The 20,334-nt window shown below is 38.7% G+C and carries 19 protein-coding genes; 4 read left to right on the top strand and 15 right to left on the bottom strand.

Annotated elements, in window-relative coordinates; all coding sequences use genetic code 11:
- Nucleotides 1-69: 69 nt before the first annotated feature.
- From QUD79_RS03890 to rpoE, 4 genes are read right to left on the bottom strand one after another with little or no spacing between them, the layout of a single operon-like run.
- On the bottom strand, nt 70-549 hold the full coding sequence (locus tag QUD79_RS03890) for a SoxR reducing system RseC family protein (protein WP_184423516.1): 480 nt from the start codon (nt 547-549) through the stop codon (nt 70-72).
- The gene (locus QUD79_RS03885; RefSeq protein WP_184423517.1) at nt 546-1,508 is read right to left on the bottom strand and encodes a MucB/RseB C-terminal domain-containing protein; all 963 of its coding nucleotides are present in this window, start codon (nt 1,506-1,508) and stop codon (nt 546-548) included. The genes QUD79_RS03890 and QUD79_RS03885 overlap by 4 nt, the downstream gene beginning before the upstream one ends.
- A complete protein-coding gene (locus QUD79_RS03880; RefSeq protein ID WP_184423518.1) occupies nt 1,505-2,101 on the bottom strand; it encodes a sigma-E factor negative regulatory protein in 597 nt (198 codons plus the stop codon). The genes QUD79_RS03885 and QUD79_RS03880 overlap by 4 nt, the downstream gene beginning before the upstream one ends.
- A gap of 32 nt (nt 2,102-2,133) precedes the next feature.
- Nucleotides 2,134-2,712 carry an RNA polymerase sigma factor RpoE gene (gene rpoE / locus QUD79_RS03875; protein ID WP_184423519.1) on the bottom strand — a complete coding sequence of 193 codons (579 nt, stop codon included), beginning with the start codon at nt 2,710-2,712 and terminating at the stop codon, nt 2,134-2,136.
- Nucleotides 2,713-2,915: 203 nt separating this feature from the next.
- Here rpoE and nadB point away from each other — a divergent pair, with 203 nt between their 5' ends.
- A complete protein-coding gene (nadB, locus tag QUD79_RS03870) occupies nt 2,916-4,517 on the top strand; it encodes an L-aspartate oxidase (RefSeq protein ID WP_184423520.1) in 1,602 nt (533 codons plus the stop codon).
- Here nadB and QUD79_RS03865 read toward each other — a convergent pair.
- Both QUD79_RS03865 and QUD79_RS03860 read right to left on the bottom strand, forming a co-directional pair.
- Nucleotides 4,504-4,923, bottom strand: a complete 420-nt coding sequence (locus QUD79_RS03865) for a protein YgfX (RefSeq protein ID WP_184423521.1) — start codon at nt 4,921-4,923, stop codon at nt 4,504-4,506. The genes nadB and QUD79_RS03865 overlap by 14 nt on opposite strands.
- A 52-nt stretch (nt 4,924-4,975) precedes the next feature.
- Nucleotides 4,976-5,227 carry an FAD assembly factor SdhE gene (locus QUD79_RS03860; protein ID WP_184423522.1) on the bottom strand — a complete coding sequence of 84 codons (252 nt, stop codon included), beginning with the start codon at nt 5,225-5,227 and terminating at the stop codon, nt 4,976-4,978.
- A 222-nt stretch (nt 5,228-5,449) separates the two neighbouring features.
- On the opposite strand from QUD79_RS03860, the gene ygfZ reads away from it, so the two are divergent.
- Entirely contained in the window at nt 5,450-6,397 is a 948-nt protein-coding gene (ygfZ, locus tag QUD79_RS03855) for a tRNA-modifying protein YgfZ (RefSeq protein WP_184423523.1), read from the top strand.
- A 15-nt stretch (nt 6,398-6,412) separates the two neighbouring features.
- Nucleotides 6,413-6,901: an FKBP-type peptidyl-prolyl cis-trans isomerase gene (locus QUD79_RS03850; RefSeq protein ID WP_184423524.1), complete on the top strand. Its 489-nt coding sequence runs from the start codon at nt 6,413-6,415 to the stop codon at nt 6,899-6,901.
- 80 nt (nt 6,902-6,981) lie between these two features.
- Here the strand turns inward: QUD79_RS03850 and QUD79_RS03845 are convergent, their stop codons facing one another.
- The 4 genes from QUD79_RS03845 to guaB all read right to left on the bottom strand — a co-directional run bounded on the left by QUD79_RS03845 (nt 6,982) and on the right by guaB (nt 13,128).
- A complete protein-coding gene (locus tag QUD79_RS03845) occupies nt 6,982-8,922 on the bottom strand; it encodes a RecQ family ATP-dependent DNA helicase (RefSeq protein ID WP_184423525.1) in 1,941 nt (646 codons plus the stop codon).
- A 374-nt stretch (nt 8,923-9,296) separates the two neighbouring features.
- The gene (locus QUD79_RS03840) at nt 9,297-9,647 is read right to left on the bottom strand and encodes a RidA family protein (protein ID WP_184423526.1); all 351 of its coding nucleotides are present in this window, start codon (nt 9,645-9,647) and stop codon (nt 9,297-9,299) included.
- 190 nt (nt 9,648-9,837) lie between these two features.
- Complete coding sequence (gene guaA / locus QUD79_RS03835; protein ID WP_184423527.1) at nt 9,838-11,415, bottom strand: glutamine-hydrolyzing GMP synthase; 1,578 nt, start codon at nt 11,413-11,415, stop codon at nt 9,838-9,840.
- Nucleotides 11,416-11,655: 240 nt separating this feature from the next.
- Nucleotides 11,656-13,128 carry an IMP dehydrogenase gene (gene guaB, locus QUD79_RS03830; RefSeq protein WP_184423528.1) on the bottom strand — a complete coding sequence of 491 codons (1,473 nt, stop codon included), beginning with the start codon at nt 13,126-13,128 and terminating at the stop codon, nt 11,656-11,658.
- A 149-nt stretch (nt 13,129-13,277) separates the two neighbouring features.
- Between guaB and xseA the strand changes: the two genes are divergently transcribed.
- Nucleotides 13,278-14,627 (top strand): exodeoxyribonuclease VII large subunit, encoded by a 1,350-nt coding sequence (xseA, locus tag QUD79_RS03825; RefSeq protein ID WP_184423529.1) that lies wholly within the window; start codon nt 13,278-13,280, stop codon nt 14,625-14,627.
- 19 nt (nt 14,628-14,646) lie between these two features.
- On the opposite strand, the gene QUD79_RS03820 is transcribed toward xseA, so the two are convergent.
- The 5 genes from QUD79_RS03820 to hisS form a co-directional block, all read right to left on the bottom strand.
- The gene (locus QUD79_RS03820; RefSeq protein WP_184423602.1) at nt 14,647-15,333 is read right to left on the bottom strand and encodes a PilZ domain-containing protein; all 687 of its coding nucleotides are present in this window, start codon (nt 15,331-15,333) and stop codon (nt 14,647-14,649) included.
- A 203-nt stretch (nt 15,334-15,536) separates the two neighbouring features.
- The gene (gene der / locus QUD79_RS03815; protein ID WP_184423530.1) at nt 15,537-17,000 is read right to left on the bottom strand and encodes a ribosome biogenesis GTPase Der; all 1,464 of its coding nucleotides are present in this window, start codon (nt 16,998-17,000) and stop codon (nt 15,537-15,539) included.
- A 137-nt stretch (nt 17,001-17,137) separates the two neighbouring features.
- Nucleotides 17,138-18,331: an outer membrane protein assembly factor BamB gene (gene bamB / locus QUD79_RS03810; protein ID WP_286289935.1), complete on the bottom strand. Its 1,194-nt coding sequence runs from the start codon at nt 18,329-18,331 to the stop codon at nt 17,138-17,140.
- Between the two features lie 35 nt (nt 18,332-18,366).
- A complete protein-coding gene (locus QUD79_RS03805) occupies nt 18,367-19,008 on the bottom strand; it encodes a YfgM family protein (protein WP_184423531.1) in 642 nt (213 codons plus the stop codon).
- Between the two features lie 2 nt (nt 19,009-19,010).
- Nucleotides 19,011-20,291: a histidine--tRNA ligase gene (gene hisS, locus QUD79_RS03800; RefSeq protein WP_184423532.1), complete on the bottom strand. Its 1,281-nt coding sequence runs from the start codon at nt 20,289-20,291 to the stop codon at nt 19,011-19,013.
- Nucleotides 20,292-20,334 lie beyond the last annotated feature (43 nt).

Below are 20,334 nucleotides of genomic sequence, written 5' to 3'. Positions count from 1 at the left end.
TCTGTTAATAATTCAATAGTGATAAGATTTTAGCGAATTTAGCGCCTTGGGGCTATCTTTTGTTAACTATTACTCAGTTATTTCTATGATGGGGATATTTTTAGGCTCTATTCTTATGACAATTGGTGCTAATGCTTGCTGACGTTTTGATTGATGCTGAAAGTACCTAGCTAATACAAACCCCATATAACCACCTGCAATTCCAAAGGTAATGGCCAGTAACTCATGGGCAAATATTTGTTGTTCAACCAACAATTGTCCTAAAAAAGAGCAAAGTAATAAACCAAACAACGGCCAACAATAAACTTGCCAAGCACTCGATAGCATCATTTTTTCAGATAACCCTAACACAATGTTATCGCCAACTTTGACGGGCAGATGGCAAGTCAGGTTGAGCGTTAAATTTTTTTGTGGAAAAGCTTTTGCTACTTGCCCACTACCGCATGTATCAACTTGCTGGCAACTTCCACACGTTGACTTTACTTCAGTAACAACCGTCACCTGATGATTATTACTTACTGCCGTAACCTGTGCAATTTCTTCAATCATTTTTGTTTACTTGCCATTAACGCAACCGAGTCTGCGATCATTTTCGCTGTATTAGATGGTATTTTACCAACAACACTTACTTCAAAGCCATTGTTCACCTGATTCAGTGCCACTGTTGCCCCATCTAATATAAACTCAACCGCACGTTGGCGAACATTACTAGGACTAACGTAGACTGAAATATCAATAAGCCCATCGCTAAATAACATAAATTCAACGGGTTGTTTAGTCAATGTTATACGGTGCCGATTGGTACTAATTGATTCAAAGCCTTCGGGAAGCCACTTTACCTGCCAAGATAACGTTGGTTGCTGGTAATCATCAGGGAATTCAAGTACTTTAGGTAGCTCTGTTGCTTGCAGTTGAAGTAGGCTTTCCGCCGGTTTGTCCGATATATCAAGGTGGGTAAATTGAATCTGCTCTAACAACTGGCCTGCTCTTGTAGCAATAGCTAATTTAAGCAATAACCCTGTTTCTTGATCTAACCAAACCCAATGCCCGTAACGGTATGGGTCTTTTGATACTATACGGACTAACTGGGCTGTGCGCCCTAATACTCTGCTACGCCCAACCGAGATAAAGTCATAACTTTTTTCCAGTACAGTAAAGTCTTTGGAGAAAACGCTCGGTATAGGTCCTTTAACATCATTAGAAACAATAGAATATGGTGGCAGTTCTGGTTCAATATAACTTACGATGTCGCCTTTTCTTAAAATATCCCTTCTTGGCCCATTAAGCAGAGATAATATTTCAAGTGCTTCGCCGTCTTCACTTATTCCATGGAACCAGTGGTAAGGCTCAGCTTCATTGTTTTTTACCACAACAAATGACGTGCTAAAATTTAGCGTTTGAATTGACTGAGAAAGTGCATTTAATGACAGTTGAGCTTGGGGTTGATCATCAGCCCATAACGGTAAGCTGATACTTACCGTCAAAAAAAAACTAATTATTGATTTCATTTAGGCTTATCTTCGGCCTTTATTTCTGGTTGTTGAGGAGCATTAACTAACGCGGTTAATTTAACTTGCTGTTGGTGATCATGTAATAATGCTTGAAAGCGGCGTTGCTGTTCAGCAAATGCTTGCTCTTGTGTATTTCGATTTGTGCCTTTAGTTTGAAAGTTCAAACTTACTGGCTCAGCTATGCCACCGAGGGGTGTTGTTTGAACAACTTGATTAGGCACTAATGTGTCATTTTCAGCTACATTTTGTTGCACACCAATAACCATTAACCCTGCAGCGGAAGCAGCAATAGCCATTTGGCCAAACGGTTTAGCAAATTTAATCACTTGAGCTTTAACTGCTGAGGTAAAGCCATCTTGTTTCTTCGGCGCTAATACTGTTGGTTCATCGGCAATTGCTTGAGCAATTTGACTCGATAAATCAGTACTGATAACACTATTGGCTTCATCTCTTAAAACATCGCCAATAAGCTGGTAGTTATCCCAGGTTTCAGACATCTCGGTATCATTTATTGTTTGTTCAAATGCTTCATCATTCATTTGATACCCATCAACTAACGATGAAACTGTCTCAAACTTACTTTCACTCATATACACACCTTAATTTTCTTTATCGCAGGACATTAACGTTGCAATAAAGGTTTTATTTTTTTCTCCACAGCATCACGTGCTCTGAAGATTCTAGAACGTACAGTACCTACTGGACATTCCATAATTGTTGCTATTTCCTCGTAGCTTAATCCTTCAAGCTCACGCAAATTAATTGCAGTTCGCAAATCTTCCGGTAATTGCTCAATAGTACTAAAAATAGTTTCTTTAATCTCTTTAGCTAACAATAACTTTTCAGGTGAAGCAGTTTCTCTAAGTGCATCACCTTCATCATAAATCTCTGCATCTTCAATTTCAACATCTGACCCCGGCGGCTTTCGATTACCAGCCACCAAATGATTTTTTGCACTGTTTACTGCTATACGATACAACCACGTATAAAATGCGCTATCTCCCCTAAAGTTTGGTAAAGCACGGTAAGCTTTTATAAACGCTTCTTGTACTACGTCTGGCACATCACTTTGATTCTTTATATAGCGTGATACCAAATTTGCTACTTTATGTTGATACTTTGTTACTAATAGATTAAACGCATTTTTGTCGCCACGTTGTACTCGTTCAACCAGCTGCTGGTCGACTTTTTGTTCGCTCATCCGAGCCAATTCTCCTAAATAACCACTTAACTTTACATCTGGCTCATGGCAAACGCTAAAAGTAAGACTAGGCTTTTACCAAAAAGTTCTAAATAATTACAAATTATTTAAAAAATGACACATTTAGCGGTTTATTACTGTTATGAAGCAATAATAAAAGTTAATATTCAATTCTTTATAGAATACCTCAATTCAACTCAATTATGAATCAACAACACAATTGTGACGTATTAATTATTGGCAGTGGCGCTGCTGGGCTTTCACTCGCTTTACATTTAGCCAAGAATGCTGATGTTATTGTATTAAGCAAGGGTGTTGTCAACGAAGGTTCTACCATGTACGCCCAAGGCGGTATTGCAGCAGTTTTTGACGAAAACGATAGTATTAGCTCTCACGTTAATGACACAATTGTTGCTGGTGCTGGGCTGTGTGATGAAAGTGTTGTTGAATATACCGCAAGTAATGCAAAAGAATGCTTACAATGGCTAATTGAGCAAGGAGTTAACTTTGACCAAGAACAAAACATTCAAGGTGAAACTCAGTACCATTTAACACGTGAAGGGGGTCATAGTCATCGACGCATCTTACATTCTGCTGACGCCACAGGCTTTGCAATTCAAACAACACTCGTAGAACGTGTTAAGGAACATAATCGTATTCGGATTTTCGAGCGTTATAATGCCATTGATCTTATCCGTAAAGATACTGGCAATAAAGCGTGTATTGGTGCCTATATTTGGAACAGAAACACCGAGAAAGTTGAATCTATTTTTGCTCACAAAACAATATTAGCCACTGGAGGCGCCAGTAAGGTTTATCAATATACGTCAAACCCTGATATAGCGAGCGGCGACGGTGTTGCTATGGCCTGGCGCGCAGGCTGTAGAGTAGCTAATATGGAATTTAATCAATTTCATCCTACTTGTTTGTTTCACCCTAAAGCTGGAAATTTCCTACTGACTGAAGCATTACGTGGTGAAGGTGCAATATTACGTCGTCCTGATGGTAGCCGCTTCATGCCAAGCTTTGATGAGCGTGCAGAGTTAGCACCACGGGATATAGTTGCTCGTGCAATAGATTTTGAAATGAAACGACTAGGCGCAGATTGTATGTACCTAGATATAAGCCATAAAACGCCTGAGTTTATCAAGCAGCACTTCCCAACTATATATGAAAAAACTCAATCTTTGGGCATCGACATAACTAAACAACCCATGCCTGTAGTACCTGCAGCTCACTACACTTGCGGTGGCGTTATTGTAAATCAACAAGGCTTAACTGATATTAATAATCTTTATGCCATTGGGGAAGTAACATACACAGGCTTACACGGCGCTAACCGTCTTGCTAGTAACTCATTGTTAGAATGCTTGGTTTTTGCACATGCTGCTGCACTTGATATCGAAAAAAGCTTAGTATCAAATCAAAAGTATTTATCATTACCTTATTGGGATGAAAGCAGAGTAACTGATTCTGACGAAGAAGTTGTAATTCAACATAACTGGCATGAACTAAGATTATTTATGTGGGATTACGTTGGCATTGTTAGAACGACTAAGCGCTTAGAAAGAGCATTACATCGCGTCGAATTATTACAACGTGAAATACAAGACTATTATCAAAATTTTAAAGTCAGTAATAATTTATTAGAACTAAGAAACTTAGTACAAGTTGCCGAGTTAATTATTCGCAGCGCCATGGAACGAAAAGAAAGCAGAGGGTTACACTACACTTTAGACTATCCATCACAGCTGCCACAAGCTTTGCCCACTATTTTAACACCATTTAACTTCACTGACGATTAAGGTGTCTTATTATTCTGCATAAACGCGCATAATCTTGTGTGTTTAAACTGTCTTTAAAAATAAACTGCTGTTTAACTGATGAGTTAAAAGCAGCCTCTTTGGCATCAGGCATATTTAAGTTATTGCTTTTACAAGGCTGGAGTATTAAATAACAACCATAGAAAGCCACTCTACTATTCTCGGTAATTTGGTAACTTTCTAGTTCACCTACTTTATTTACCCACCGCCATTGCCCTTGTTCATCCAATTGGTATTGACATAAGGTTTGATGCTTCATGTGGTATTTAAATACCCATAAGCAAGCCAATGATGTGCCAATTATTACGGCAATAACCAATGCGCTGGTTGCATCAAATAGTGAATAAAAACCATTCAACAAGGCTAAAACAAGTAATACGTTAACCAAGGTAAATATTGACCAACAAAAAGCTTTTATTACTGATGCCTGAATTGTTAGTTTATACTTTAACTCGATCGAGTATATGCTTAACCATGGCGTTGAGTTCAATGTCTTCACAAGTTTCATGCCCCATAAACCAAGCAAATAATTCAGGATCTTGGCAAGTTAATAAACGTTCAAATATCAGTTTACCTTCCGGTGATAATTCATCATAGGCTTCATCTACAAAAGGTATGAACAACAAATCAAGTTCTAGCATGCCACGCCGACAAGCCCATTTCAGTCGTGCTTTTACTTTCCCGTCTAACATTACTTACCCTAAACAACTTATTTTTATATATTTTAGCAAAGCTCTCAAATTAAACCTACGCAAATTTGCTTGTTTTTGTTTATCATTAGGGCGTGTTGATCTTTGCTGTACATTTTTGCACTCGGTAGTTCAACACACACTAATTGTTTTATACATAAACTTGCAAATAGGCGATATCGCCCATACGTTAATTTTACCGTCATTAATAAGCTTATTAATACTATGCAACTTTTAAATATTCCCAGTAATTACCTAATCAAGCTCGACAACGTCTCTGCTATTTCATTAGTTGGCGAAGAACAAGTTAAATATTTACAAGGTCAAGTAACTTGCGATGTTAACAAACTTAACGATACCTCTTTAATACACGGCGCTCATTGCAGTGCTAAAGGCAAAGTGTTCAGTTGTTTTCGCTTAATTGAGAAAGATCAGCAGCTATTGTTAATTCAGCCTAAAGAAACTATTGAGGCTTCGTTGGTAGCATTGAAGAAATTTGGTGTATTTGCAAAGGTTGAGATCAGCAAAGTGGACCATTTAGACTTTTATGCCTTAGTAGCAAATAATGCCGCTGAAATACTATCAAAGCACTTCAAAGCAATCCCTGATAGCGATACCCCTGTTATACACCAAAACACAACAACTATAGTGTATTTAGCAGGAGAAACATCAAGATATTTATTAATAGATAAACAAGAAAATTTAGCACCTTTATTAACATCTCTTTCGTTGCCAACTGTTAACAACAATGTATGGACCTACCATGAAATTGCCGAAGGTTTCCCAAGTCTATCCAGTAAACATATTGATCAATACGTACCCCAAATGCTTAATATGCAAGCAATAAATGGTATTAGTTTTACTAAAGGCTGTTATTTAGGTCAGGAAACGGTTGCTCGTATGCAATATTTAGGCAAGAATAAACGTGCGATGTTCTCTTTAAAAGGAGAATCAACTCAGTCTCTTGTCGTAGGTGATATTATTGAAATGCAGTTAGGCGAAAACTGGCGAAAAGCAGGTGAAGTTATTGCTTTTTATCAGGAAGAAAATTCAGTTTGCATACAAGCTGTACTTGCAAGCGATATTGATCCTCAAACTAAATTTAGGGTTAAAGGCCAAGAGCAATCGTCTTTAACCTTAATGTCTTTACCTTACTCTTTAAACCCTGAATAAACGTTAGGAATTATTATGAAAATAGCCCCAAATAAAGTTGTCGTATTACATTATGCCGTATCTGACAGCGAAGGCACGTTAATCGACAGCTCTTATGATCATACTCCGTTAGCCATTATTTATGGCACAGGCTATTTGATCCCGGGGCTTGAAGATGCATTAGTCGACCATGTGGTGGGCGATAAATTTGAAGTTTCAGTAAGTGCCGAAAATGCGTATGGGGAGCGTCATGACGGTTTTGTTCAAACAGTGCCTAAAGCGATGTTTGAAAACATTGAAGATTTAGATGTAGGTACTCAGCTGCGTGCAACAACTGATGAAGGCGAACAAACAGTTATTGTTATTGATGTAACTGATGATGAAATAACCGTTGATGGTAATCATCCACTCGCAGGTATTGATTTACAATTTGATGTTGAAATCCTTGAAATACGAGATGCTACCGAAGACGAGCTTGCCCACGGCCATGTCCATGGTGAAGGTGGTTGTGGACATGAGCATTAACCCTTATATTTAAGCGCCTTAGTTTAACCACAATTTTAGGGCCATAAGGCCCTATAAGCTCCCCCCTACCAAGCACGTTATTAATAGCCCAGTTTAGCTATTTTTTCATAGACTTGTTGAAATGGCATTTTCTCACACAGCGCGAAACCAGATAGTTGTTGAACTTTATGCCTTGCAAACATAGGCGCAGTTATACCTGTTAAAAAGCGACAATAATTTACACTCGTAAGCTTGGCTTTTGTTTTTCCTGCTAATTGCTGTTTCAGCTGCTCAAGCGCATTAGTGATGACCTCATCACTTGGCCAAGAAGGTAATTCATCAACAGCTAACGATATTGGTCTACCATCACAAACAGAGCAATGCCCACACTGTTTTGGCGCACCTTCATCGCCAAAGTATTTCGCTAAGCCATAAGTTAAACAGGTAGAGCTTTGTAAGAAATTAATTAATTGATGAATACGTAATATTTCACTTTGCTCTTTATCTTTAAAGTAACTAAACAACTGCTGAGCAAGGTTGTTATTTGCTAAGGCTAATGCGTTCACCTCAAACACTTCGGTTGATTTTTTAGCCTCTAAAGTGATCAATCCTTGATCAGATAAATACTCTAATGCGATAACTACACGAGCACGATCACTTTGATAATACTGCATTAGTCGGTCAAAATCAGGCTCTGCCCACACCTTCTTTTTATTGCTAGTTGCAAAAACAGCCTTTAAAAAGGCTTGTCTTTCGCCTGTAAACCGCTCAATAACATCCTCTTCACTAACGTTAAATTTATATTTAAAATCCGCAAAATAGGTAAACTTAGGCTTAACTACATTAAGGAGCTCTAGTTGTACTAATAAGGTTTTTAACGGAAGTTGTCTAATGTTACTTTCAGTTGATAATGATAGCCCTTGTAACTGCCATTGTTGATTTTGCTGCTCGGCATTAATACTATGAAGCACATACTCAATTCCTGATAGCTCAGGTGTATCACCATAAATAAAATTTTCTAGGGTATTTAATCCCGCAGTAGAGGCCAACGTAATGCAGTGAGAAACTAGCCCGTCACGCCCTGCCCTACCTATTTCTTGACTATAGTTTTCAATCGATTTGGGCAAATCATAATGCACCACAGTGCGAACATTATTTTTATCTATTCCCATGCCAAATGCGATAGTTGCGACAATAATTGGCACTTGGCCAGTCATAAATTTATTTTGAATGTCAGTCCTAAGCTCGCCTTCTAAACCTGCGTGATAAGCCTGTGCTTTAAAGCCATATTTTATTAGCTCGTCAGCTACGTTTTGTGCTGTTTGTTGAAGCGTCACATAGACAATAGCTGAACCTGAGTATTGGGATAATATGTCAGCGAGCACCTGCGTTTTATTTGTTTGAGCTACAGCGCACATCGCAAGTGTTAAGTTAGCGCGATAAAAGCCTGTTTGCACAATATGTTTATCATTAATTGCAAACTTTCTTGCCATATCCTGCTTTACCTTTGGAGTAGCTGTCGCCGTTAACAATAACACTAAAGGTATATTTAATAATTGCTGATAATATGGAAGCTTTAGATAGTCTGGTCGAAAGTTATGGCCCCATTCTGAAATACAGTGCGCTTCATCAATAACTAACATTGATACTGAAATTGAAGCAATAAGCTGTCGAAAACGTTCATTTTTAAAACGCTCAACCGAAACCATTAATATCTTGATCGAACCCGATTTAACCGCTTTTACTACATCTTGATGCTCTTGTGCACTTAAACTAGAGTCGATACTTGCTGCTTTGACGCCTTTACTATGCAAAAACTCCAACTGGTCTTTCATTAACGCTAGCAAAGGCGAAACCACTAACGTTAAATGTGGTAAATGCAAAGCAGCTAGCTGATAACATAAAGACTTGCCAGAGCCGGTCGGAAAAATAGCCAAACTAGAGTCGCTATTTAATAGCTGATTAATAGTTTGCGCTTGCCCTTCTCTAAAGTCATTAAAACCAAAGGTATTTGCTAACGTTTGCTGTATTAAAGTATTCACATTTATCCCATTATACCAATTGAAATAACTATTTGATCAATTCAGAGCACCGTCAGGGAAGTTAGTACAAAGCAAATTGATGCAGGTGTAGTATTCTCCATCCAATCAATTTGTAACGTTATCACTTTTCTGACAAGCTCCCAAGGGCGAGTTTAAAAGGCTTATACGCAGCGTTACTGATTTTGATAAGATCCCCTCATGGCAGTGGATAGTAGGGTAGCGCAGGAGCAGTTACCGAAAATAGCCATTATTTGTGATCAGTGCCTTGCCTCTAAGCCTTTTAATTCTCGCTGAATGAACAAATATTTTTTCAATTGGTAGTAGATATTGTTCATAATAACGTAGGTATGTTGAGCTTTCGGATATAGCTTAAGTTATTTCTGAGCTGCAACTACCGATATTTCAACAAGCAAGGTATCACGAGCCATAGCCGCTTGTACACAAGCTCGCGCAGGTGCATAGCCCTCAGGTACCCAAGCATCCCAAACCTCATTCATTTGGGCAAAGTCTGCCATTGTTTTCAAGTAAATAGTGGCTGAAAGCATATGTTCTTTTGAGCTTCCAGCTTGTTCAAGTAAAGTTTCTACTTTATCAAGCATTGTTTGTGTTTGCTCAGTAATATCTTTGGCTGCATCAGCACAGACTTGTCCACATAAATATATCGTACCGTTATGTTTAACTATTCTGCTCATGCGTTGTTTGGTTTCTAATCTTTCTATTGTCATTAAATTTCCTTTAGTAATAAAAAACCTCAGAGTTTTCACTTTGAGGTTTTATTTATACATGCTTTAAGTGGTTTTTAAACGTAGAGATAATTGACTAATTCAAGGAAATCGCACGTAGCTGACGTTAGTCAGTGAGTAAGTTTTACGATGAAGTCGTTAATTACAGCAAGTTTAAATGCCACTTAATCAATTATTCCCACTCTATAGTTGCTGGCGGCTTACCTGATATGTCGTATACAACTCTTGAAATACCTTCAATCTCATTAATAATGCGATTAGACACCAACCCCAAAAAGTCGTAAGGCAAGTGTGCCCAATGTGCAGTCATAAAATCGATTGTTTCTACTGCGCGTAAGCTAACAACCCAGTCATATTTACGGCCATCGCCCATAACACCTACAGAACGAACAGGTAAGAATACGGTAAATGCTTGGCTCACTTTACTGTATAGGTCGTGTTTATGTAATTCTTCAATAAAAATATGATCGGCTCGGCGTAATAAGTCAGCATACTCTTTTTTAACTTCACCAAGAATACGAACACCTAAGCCTGGCCCAGGGAACGGATGACGATAAAGCATATCGTATGGCAAACCAAGCTCTAAACCAATTTTTCGTACTTCATCTTTAAAGAGTTCACGTAATGGCTCTACTAAGCCTAATTTCATATGTTCAGGTAAACCACCAACATTATGATGAGATTTAATTACATGTGCTTTACCGGTTGCTGATGCAGCTGACTCAATAACATCGGGGTAAATTGTACCTTGTGCTAACCATTTAGCGTTGGTGAGCTTACTCGCTTCTTCATCAAAAATTTCAACAAAAACATTGCCGATAATTTTACGCTTTTTCTCAGGATCATTTTCATCAGCTAGACGATCTAAGAAACGGTTTTCAGCATTAACATGAATAATGTTTAAACCGAAGTGATCGCCAAACATATCCATCACTTGTTTACCTTCGTTTAAACGTAGTAAACCGTTATCAACAAATACACAGGTAAGTTTATCACCGATCGCACGGTGTAAAAGCATAGCAACAACTGAAGAGTCGACGCCGCCAGATAACCCTAATACTACTTCGTCGTCACCGATTTGCGCTTTCATTTTTTCAATTGCATCTTCAATAATTGAAGATGGGGTCCAAAGTTTTTCACATTGACAAATATCAATAACAAAATGCTCTAAAATACGCATACCTTGTTTGGTGTGAGTAACTTCAGGGTGAAACTGTACACCGTAGAATTTTTTATCTTCATTTGCCATTGCCGCAAATGCACAACTAGGCGTTTGCGCTATGGTAATAAAGCCTTCAGGAATCGCGGAGACTTTATCTCCGTGGCTCATCCAAACATCTAATAATGCGTTACCGGTTGAGCCAACACGATCTTCAATAGCATTAAATAACGCTGATTTAGCAATCACTTCAACCGCAGCATAACCAAACTCTTTATGATCAGAGCCTTGTACCGCACCACCAAGCTGCTCTGCCATTGTTTGCATACCGTAACACACACCAAACACAGGAACGCCCGCATTAAAAACGTACTCAGGTGCACGAGGTGAATTGTGTTCAGTAACGCTTTCTGGTCCGCCAGCTAAAATAATACCGCTTGGGTTAAACGCTTTAATTTGCTCTTGTGTTACGTCCCATGCCCATAATTCACAATACACCCCTATTTCTCGCACTCTACGCGCAATAAGTTGAGTATATTGAGAGCCAAAATCTAATATTAAAATTCGCGAGTCATGAATATCTGTACTCATGTTTCTTTTCCTACTTTATTACCTAAAAAGTTTCACTTAAAGGTATAGTGATAAATAACAACACCCTGATTTTCTATGTTAATCAAGGTGTTTAAATTTTGTTTATTGACAGGTTTTTAAGAATGTTTTAGTTCAAAGTTAGTTTGCGTTAGAGCAAAGAAGAAGCACAAAGTGACGCTAGTCAATGAGCACTTCTAATGCAGCTATCTCGCTAACTAGCACAGAAATGAAATATTCGGTTTAACCCATACGATAATTAGGCGCTTCTTTAGTGATAGTTACATCATGAACATGAGATTCACCCATGCCTGCTGCGGTAATTTTCATAAACTCAGGCTTAGTACGCATAGTTTCAATGTCTTTACTTCCCGTTAATCCCATTGATGAGCGCAAACCACCCATTTGCTGATGAATAATGGCAGCAACAGGTCCTTTGTAGGCTACTCGGCCTTCAATGCCTTCTGGTACCAGTTTATCGGCTTCTCCATCAGACTTTTGAAAATATCGATCACTTGAACCTTCTTTTTGATCCATAGCACCTAATGACCCCATACCGCGATATGATTTATAATAACGGCCTTGATAGAGTTCAACTTCGCCAGGGGCTTCTTCTGTACCTGCAAGCATTGAACCCACCATTACACAATGAGCTCCTGCCACAAGTGCCTTAGCAATATCACCCGAAAAGCGAATGCCGCCATCAGCAATAACAGGAATACCAGTACCTTCTAGCGCATCAACTGCATTTGAAATTGCGGTTAATTGTGGCACACCAACACCAGTGACAATACGTGTTGTACAAATTGATCCTGGGCCAATCCCTACTTTAACCGCATCAACACCAACATCGGCTAATGCTTTTGCACCCGCACCGGTAGCAACATTACCTGCAATTATTTGTAAATCAGGATATTTAGCACGTGTTTCAGCAACACGATCAAGCACTCCTTGTGAATGCCCGTGTGAAGTATCAATTAATAACACGTCAACACCAGCCGCAACTAATGCATCAATACGCTCATCTGTGCCTGCGCCAACACCAACTGCAGCACCAACACGTAAGCGACCTAGTTCGTCTTTACACGCATTAGGCTTACTTTCTGCTTTTTGATAATCTTTTACTGTGATCAAACCTGTTAGTTTAAACGCATCGTCTACTACTAAGATTTTTTCAATGCGGTGGCCATGCATTAAACTTAATATCTCTTCGCGTTTAGCCCCTTCTTTCACAGTCACTAAATTTTCTTTAGTCGTCATCAACGCAGTTACAGGCTTAGTTAAGTCTGTTTCGAAGCGTAAGTCTCTGCCTGTAATAATACCTACTAGGTTATTTGAGCTATCAACTACCGGAAAACCCGAAAAGCCCAGTTCGTCTGCAAGTTTCATTACTGATTCAATACTTGCATCAGGGCTAACGGTTACTGCATTAGAAACAATACCACTTTCAAACTTTTTAACTTGAGATACATTTTTAGCTTGCTCAGCAATAGTCATATTTTTATGAATAAAACCTAAACCCCCCTCTTGCGCTAAAGTTATGGCAAGGCGAGCTTCTGTTACTGTGTCCATAGACGCAGAAACTATTGGTACATTTAAATTGATTTTACGGGTTAATTTAGTTTTTAAATCGGCCGTGTGGGGTAATACCTGTGAGTGAGCAGGTACCAAAAGAACATCATCAAACGTTAGTGCTTCTTGGGCAATTCGTAGCATTGCAACATCTCTCTACAAAAGTGAATTAGGGATGAAATATTGCGGCAGAATTTTAACCGTTTTTACATATTAGGTAAACTTAAATTTCACTATTTCGCATAAAAACTTATAATAGGGTGATTATTGCCGCCCTAACCGAGAATGTATTAATGACACAGCAGCACATATTACAAGTTAGTGAACTTACTAAAAAAGTAAAGTTTATGTTAGAAAGTGAGCTTAATACCGTTTGGTTGTCAGGGGAAATATCAAATTTTATTGCCGCAAGCTCTGGTCATTGGTACCTCTCGTTGAAAGACAGTCGTTCACAGGTACGCTGTGCGATGTTTAAACGCAGCAATCAACGAGTACGCTTGCCTTCGCAAAGAGTACCAAGTAACGGTCAACAAGTGTTGGTTAGAGCTAAGGTGTCGCTTTATGAACCCAGAGGCGACTTTCAATTAATCATTGAACAAATGGAAGATGCCGGTGAAGGTTTATTGCGCCAACAATATGAACAGCTTAAAGCAAAACTCAATGCACAAGGATTATTTGATCAAAGTAACAAAAAACCGATACCGCGACATGCTACTACTATAGGTGTTGTCACTTCGCCAACAGGGGCCGCCATTAAAGATATTTTAACAGTGCTAAAGCGAAGAAATCCAACAATCAAAGTAATAATATACCCGAGTTTAGTACAAGGCGATCAAGCAAGTGCTAATATTACTCAAGCGATCGATATTGCTAACCAACGACAAGAATGCGAGGTGTTAATTGTTGGCCGAGGTGGAGGTTCATTAGAGGATTTATGGTGTTTTAATAATGAAATGGTGGTTAATGCGATACATCGCAGTCAGCTGCCAGTGATAAGTGCTGTTGGACATGAAATTGATACCACACTATCTGATTATGTTGCCGACCTAAGAGCAGCAACCCCTTCAGCAGCAGCAGAACTTGTTTCGCAAGAGAACAGTGAATTAACGATTAAAGTGCAAGCGCTAGCTAACCGCCTAAGCCATATAATAATTAATCAGACGGCACATAAACAATTAAATTTCAAACAATTAAGCCAACGCCTAGCGCGTGTACACCCTATTGCACAGCTTCAATTACAACAACAAAAAGCTGATGAGTTACAAAATCGCTTACATACTGCATGGCAAAGAAAGTTACGAACAATAAAGCAAACACCTGAAAATTTAGCGATTAGACTAGCTAATGCATCACCACAGCTAGCAATTTCCCGCTTACAAGCACAAGAGCAACAACTAAATAAACGCTTATGCCAAACGATAAATAAGCTATTGCAACACAAGCAACAGTCATTTGCGCATGTAGTAGAACAACTAAATATTGTTAGCCCATTAGCCACCATTGCTCGTGGTTACAGTATAACCCGTAATAAAAAGCAGCAAATTATTAAGTCTGTTGACAACGTCAATAAAGATGATGAAATAACAATAGCGTTAAGTGATGGACACTTAACAGGCAAGGTAACAAGTAAACATCGGTATTAAATTCAACTGTATGTAGCGACTAAACACCCTCATTAATTATTATATGATTAATAAGTTTGATCACATTTTCTCGTATCTCAGGCTGAAATTTAACACCAAGTGATAAATTTTCATTGATGCTTTTTACAGAGCGCACAACGGAATCAAGCATTAAGTTTTCTTTCTCTTGAAAATCTTCAACAAGCATATGAAGACTGTCGTCTCTTGCAATTGTTAAACTATCACCATTTTGAATAATAATTTGACAGCCACTAATTGAAATATTAGTTATTTGAGCTTGCCAGTATTCTTGCTCAATTTTTACTTTCGCCGGTATTTCGGTATCAATACGAACAGCTGCTCTTAAGCTTTGAATACTAACAGTCTGAGGGAAGTCGAGTACCATAATACGTGAAGGTAATTGTAATGTTTGCTTAATAGTTGATATAAACGCAGCAACGGCTCCCTCATGCCCTTCAATTATACCCCGTACGGTTACTGCAGTACCCTGAACTATAAACCTTGAAAAGTTACCTAAACGATTACTATCAGGTATTTGAACAAGCACATACTTTTTAGGTAAATAACCAATAAAAGTGGTTCTAAATTTAACCTTTTGGCCTGCTGGCGTTGATATATCAATAGTAACAGTTGAACCCGCTTGCATTAAGCCTAAGTTCCGGCTCAGTCGTTCTATTGTTTCAATTTTTGTTGGTAAAGTCGGCATCAAAAGCAAGGTTCTTAAATTACGTGTTATTACATTAACATTAGCAAATTAAAATAATATTGCAATCAACTGATCTATAAATAATTTTTACCCCTTCTCTTTCTACGCTATTTCAATAGTTTTATAATAAAATGTTAACAACAGAACCAACTAAATCGTTGGTATTATTGTATCTAACAACTTATTAAATTGCTGACCCGCTATTAATCATCGGCTTTTTTATATCCTTGTGTTTTTCTATCTAATTTTTTTTGCTCTGAGTAACTTAAACGCTTTTTCCCAGCAAATGGATTACTCGTTTCTCTAAACTCTATTTTAATGGGTGTCCCCATCATTTTTAGTGACTTACGATAGTAATTCATTAAATAGCGTTTGTAAGATACTGGTAAATGTTTAGCTTGGTTACCGTGAATAACAATTATTGGTGGGTTATAACCGCCAGCATGGGCATATTTAAGTTTGATGCGGCGACCATTGTGCATTGGTGGTTGATGGTCAAAGGTTGCCATATCAAGTATTTTTGTCACCATAGAGGTTGAAATACGCTTCGTTGCTGAAACAAATGCTTCTTCAACCGACTCATATAAATGGCCAACACCAGTGCCATGTAACGCTGAAATAAAGTGCATTCGAGCAAAGTCGATAAAGCCTAAACGACGATCTATTTCTGTTTTTATACGATCTTTAGCATGTTCATCAAGGCCATCCCACTTATTTACTGCGATAACTAACGAGCGCCCTGCTTCAAGAATAAAGCCTAATAAGCTTAAGTCTTGATCTGATAATCCATCACGTGCATCAATAATTAATAAACACACATTTGCATCTTCTATTGCTCGTAAGGTTTTTATTACCGAAAATTTCTCAACAATATCTGTTACATTTTTACGGCGACGAATACCTGCTGTATCAATTAGCGTATATTTGCGGCCTTTATGTTCCATCGGAATATAAACACTATCGCGTGTTGTACCAGGCATGTCATATACAACAACGCGTTCTTCACCCAAAATGCGATTAGTAAGGGTAGATTTACCAACATTAGGCTTACCAATGATGGCAAGCTTGATCATATCGTCTTCTTCTGGCGACTGTTCAATTAGCTCTTCATCGTTTAACGTTGTGGTTTGAATAGCATCTTCGTCTGTTTCTTCTTCAGATAAAGCGGTTAATGCTTCAATATGTGGTGATAAAGCCAGTGTTAATAACTGCGTTACACCACGACCATGTGCAGCAGCTATTTGATGAACTTCGCCAAGTGCTAGTGAGTAAAACTCCGCAACCGCAGAATCAGCATCAATACCATCAACTTTATTTGCCACTAAAAATACTTTTTTATTCTGTTTTCTTAAGTGTTCAGCGATACTTTGATCAGCTGAACTTAAACCAGCTCTAGCATCAACCAGAAATAAAACAGCATCAGATTCTTCAATGGCCATCAACGATTGTTCAGCCATTAATGCATCAATGCCAGTTTCATCGCCATGAATACCACCGGTATCAATAACAATAAAAGGATGCTCTTCAACATGAGCTTGACCATATTGGCGATCACGCGTTAGCCCCGGATAATCCGCAACAAGGGCGTCTCGACTACGTGTTAATCGATTAAATAAAGTTGATTTACCAACATTTGGACGCCCGACTAGCGCAACGACAGGAAGCATGAAAACCTCAATTTTTTAAGTAGCAATACATTTCTAAACAAACAGATTGCTCATATTATATAAACACAACGGCTCCACTAGCACTATGCTGTGGAGCCGTTGCTAATTTTAGCACAATAACACAATATATTGGGTGACTAAGGCGTTTTTATTGCTTCTAAATCACCATCGCGTGACTGTACAATAACAAGATTATCAGCAACCGTTGGAGTAGCATGTAAACCGCTGCTATCAACATGATGCCTTGCAACTATGTCACCACTGTCTTGATCAATCCAATGCACATAACCCTCGAAATCTCCCACTACCACATAGTTACTGATTACTGCAGGTCCAGTTACACCACGATTTGAAAGAGCTAACTGACTCCATTTTTCAAGACCATTTAAGCGATCAACCGCATAAACATGGCCTTTAATATCAGTTAAGTATAAATTATTACCGTCAATTGCTACCGCACTGAATGAAGAATACTGACGCTTCCAAAGTAAACGACCTGAGCGTAAATCAACTGATGCTAAGTGCCCTCTAGCCGAAATAATATACACTTTTTCGTCATAAACAACAGGCGCAGCATCTACGTCAATAACGCGCTCTAATTCTGTAGAGCCTGTAGCTTCACCAATTTCAACAGTCCAACCTTGTTGGCCACTATCTAAGATATAAACGGTTAACAGACCATCTGCAGAACCTACTAGCACGCCGCCAGCTATTGCCGCTGGTGCGCTTATACCACGCAAACTTAACGCTGGTACGTCTTGTTCTACTTGCCAACCACTTTCGCCAGTGGTTGCATTAAAGCTTTTCATTACTCCTGACGCAGTATTAACTACCAATGTACCTTGATCAAAAGCGGGTGCGGCTATCACTTCACCTTTAACTTTTTCTTGCCAGATTATTTTACCACTATCGGCTTCTAGTGCGAAAACATCGCCATTTTCACTGCCTAAAAAAACTCTATTAATACCCGCAGTTGGCCCGCCACTTATTAAAGCTGACGTTCGACTGCTGAAAAAGCTACGCTTACTATCAATATTGCTTAAATCTTTATGCCAAACAGTTTTACCTGTTTTAAGATCAAATGCATAAGCGTCTCCTATACGACTGGCAGTAAAAACTTTATCGTAAGCTACTACAGGGCGTAATTGAGAAAAGTAATCTCCTACTCCCCCCACACTGCTATTCCAAACAACACTAGGCTCAAACTTAGCTTGAATTTCAACTAGTTCTGCTGGCTCGTTAGGATCAATCTCATCATCCGTAGAAGAACATGCTGCTAATCCAACTGACATTAATAAGATTACTAACAAATTTTTATTTAAACTAGGCACTAAACACTCCTAAAATGGACTTATTGAATATTAAATTAATTAACTAAACTAATATTTTCAGCCAAATCATCCAATTTCATTTGTAATGCCGGTGTAGCTGCATCACCACTTGCTGTAATAGCTGCCTGATATGCGTTACGCGCGAGTTCTTTTTTATCTTGTGCAAGATAAGCATCACCCTTTGTTTCTTCAGCTGACGCTTTAAATGCTTCAGATAAAGGCGTTGCCAGTGTTTCTAGCGCTAATGCTGCTTTATCTTGTTGTAATTGTATACGTGCTTTACGTAGCGTCGCTATACCTTTAAGCCCTTCATCACTAGACTTTTCAATAGCTGTGGACAAATAACTTTCAGCTTTGCTCCAGTCTTTATGTGTAACGGCGTCTTTTGCTAATGCTAAAGCCGTTAAAACAGCATAGTTTGAGTCTGCATGCTCGGTAATAAACTTATCACCTTGCTGGCGAAAAGCTTCAGTACTATCTTCAGCAATCAGTTCGACAACAGACTGATAAGCTTCTGACGTCGCTATTTCATTTTCATACTTATTATCTTGATAATAATTAAAGCCAATAAAGCCTGCAAAACCAATGGTTAGACCTGCAATAATTGAATTACCGTATTCGCCCCAAAGACGTTTTATTGTTTCTACTTGTTGTTCTTCTGTTTGATTGATATCCACAACTAACCCTTAATTAAACTTGCTAAAAAGTTTGGCACTTCGGTGAAAGCCATACTTTGTTGTTCATTTTGTCCACGTAAGTATTTTACGGTAACACTTTCTTGGCTCAGTTCATCTTCGCCTAAAATTATTGCAACTTGTGCGCCTGATTTATCTGCGCGTTTCATCTGTTTTTTCATATTGCCACCACCTACGTGGTTCTGAATACGTATTTCCGGTACTTGATCACGCCATTGTTCAGCTAATCCACTTGCAGCTATATCAATACCATCGCCTAAACTAATTAAATAAACATCAGCTTGAGGTCGCGTATTAGTGACTTTGTCTAAGCTAATAAGCATTAAGACAAGTCTTTCAATACCTAATGCGAATCCAAAACCCGGTGTTGATTTACCACCAAGCTGCTCTACTAAACCGTCGTAACGACCACCGGCACAGATAGTCCCTTGCGCTCCTAAACTATCAGTTACCCACTCAAAAACAGTGCGATTGTAATAATCTAAACCACGTACTAGTCGCTCGTTAATCACATAGTTAATGCCAGCAGCATCTAAACGCTGACAAACACCTTCAAAATGCTCAAGCGATTCTTTACCAAAATATTGAGATAATTTTGGTGCATCAACTAACGCAGCTTGTACATCTGGGTTTTTACTATCGAGTACTCGCAGCGGATTTGTATGCATTCTACGCTTGCTGTCTTCGTCAAGTAATGATTCTTTTTCAGTTAAAAACTCAACGAGTGCATCTCGGTAATTAGCACGCTCTTCGTTTGAACCTAACGAATTCAACTCTAGTGTGACAAATTCATTGATGCCAAGTTCCCGCCACAAGCGAGAAGTTAATAAAATAACTTCTGCATCGATATCTGGTGTTGCTATACCAAAGGCTTCTAAGCCAAATTGGTGAAATTGACGGTACCGACCTTTTTGAGGGCGCTCATGACGGAACATTGGCCCCATATACCACAACCGCTGTTCTTGGTTATACAGTAAACCATGTTGGTTGCCCGCGCGTACACAAGAGGCTGTACCTTCAGGACGAAGTGTTAAGCTATCGCCATTTCGATCTTCAAAAGTGTACATTTCTTTTTCTACAATATCGGTTACTTCACCAATAGATCGTTTAAACAGCGCAGTAGATTCAACAATAGGCATGCGTATTTCAGCAAACCCGTAATTGCTGGCAACACGACGTAACACTGACTCAACCATTTGCCAAACATTCGTTTCTGATGGCAAACAATCATTCATACCTCTGACTGCTTGAATAGCTTTACTCACGTAGTTTTTTCTCTCTTATTGCCCTACTAAATAGACAGTTTTA

It is taken from the genome of Thalassotalea piscium, from assembly GCF_030295935.1.
Taxonomy (GTDB): Bacteria; Pseudomonadota; Gammaproteobacteria; order Enterobacterales; family Alteromonadaceae; genus Thalassotalea_B; species Thalassotalea_B piscium.
The sequence above is the reverse complement of the archived record's forward strand: the minus strand, read 5'-3'. Positions and strand labels throughout refer to the sequence as shown.

Coding starts and splice junctions, on each gene's coding strand:
- QUD79_RS03880 (WP_184423518.1), bottom strand. CDS start 2,101: ATGAGTGAAAGTAAGTTTGAGACAGTTTCATCGTTAGTTGATGGGTAT.
- der (WP_184423530.1), bottom strand. CDS start 17,000: ATGCTTCCTGTCGTTGCGCTAGTCGGGCGTCCAAATGTTGGTAAATCA.
- QUD79_RS03840 (WP_184423526.1), bottom strand. CDS start 9,647: ATGACAATAGAAAGATTAGAAACCAAACAACGCATGAGCAGAATAGTT.
- guaA (WP_184423527.1), bottom strand. CDS start 11,415: ATGAGTACAGATATTCATGACTCGCGAATTTTAATATTAGATTTTGGC.
- QUD79_RS03860 (WP_184423522.1), bottom strand. CDS start 5,227: ATGTTAGACGGGAAAGTAAAAGCACGACTGAAATGGGCTTGTCGGCGT.
- rpoE (WP_184423519.1), bottom strand. CDS start 2,712: ATGAGCGAACAAAAAGTCGACCAGCAGCTGGTTGAACGAGTACAACGT.
- QUD79_RS03850 (WP_184423524.1), top strand. CDS start 6,413: ATGAAAATAGCCCCAAATAAAGTTGTCGTATTACATTATGCCGTATCT.
- ygfZ (WP_184423523.1), top strand. CDS start 5,450: ATGCAACTTTTAAATATTCCCAGTAATTACCTAATCAAGCTCGACAAC.
- guaB (WP_184423528.1), bottom strand. CDS start 13,128: ATGCTACGAATTGCCCAAGAAGCACTAACGTTTGATGATGTTCTTTTG.
- nadB (WP_184423520.1), top strand. CDS start 2,916: ATGAATCAACAACACAATTGTGACGTATTAATTATTGGCAGTGGCGCT.
- QUD79_RS03885 (WP_184423517.1), bottom strand. CDS start 1,508: ATGAAATCAATAATTAGTTTTTTTTTGACGGTAAGTATCAGCTTACCG.
- QUD79_RS03820 (WP_184423602.1), bottom strand. CDS start 15,333: ATGCCGACTTTACCAACAAAAATTGAAACAATAGAACGACTGAGCCGG.
- QUD79_RS03890 (WP_184423516.1), bottom strand. CDS start 549: ATGATTGAAGAAATTGCACAGGTTACGGCAGTAAGTAATAATCATCAG.
- xseA (WP_184423529.1), top strand. CDS start 13,278: ATGACACAGCAGCACATATTACAAGTTAGTGAACTTACTAAAAAAGTA.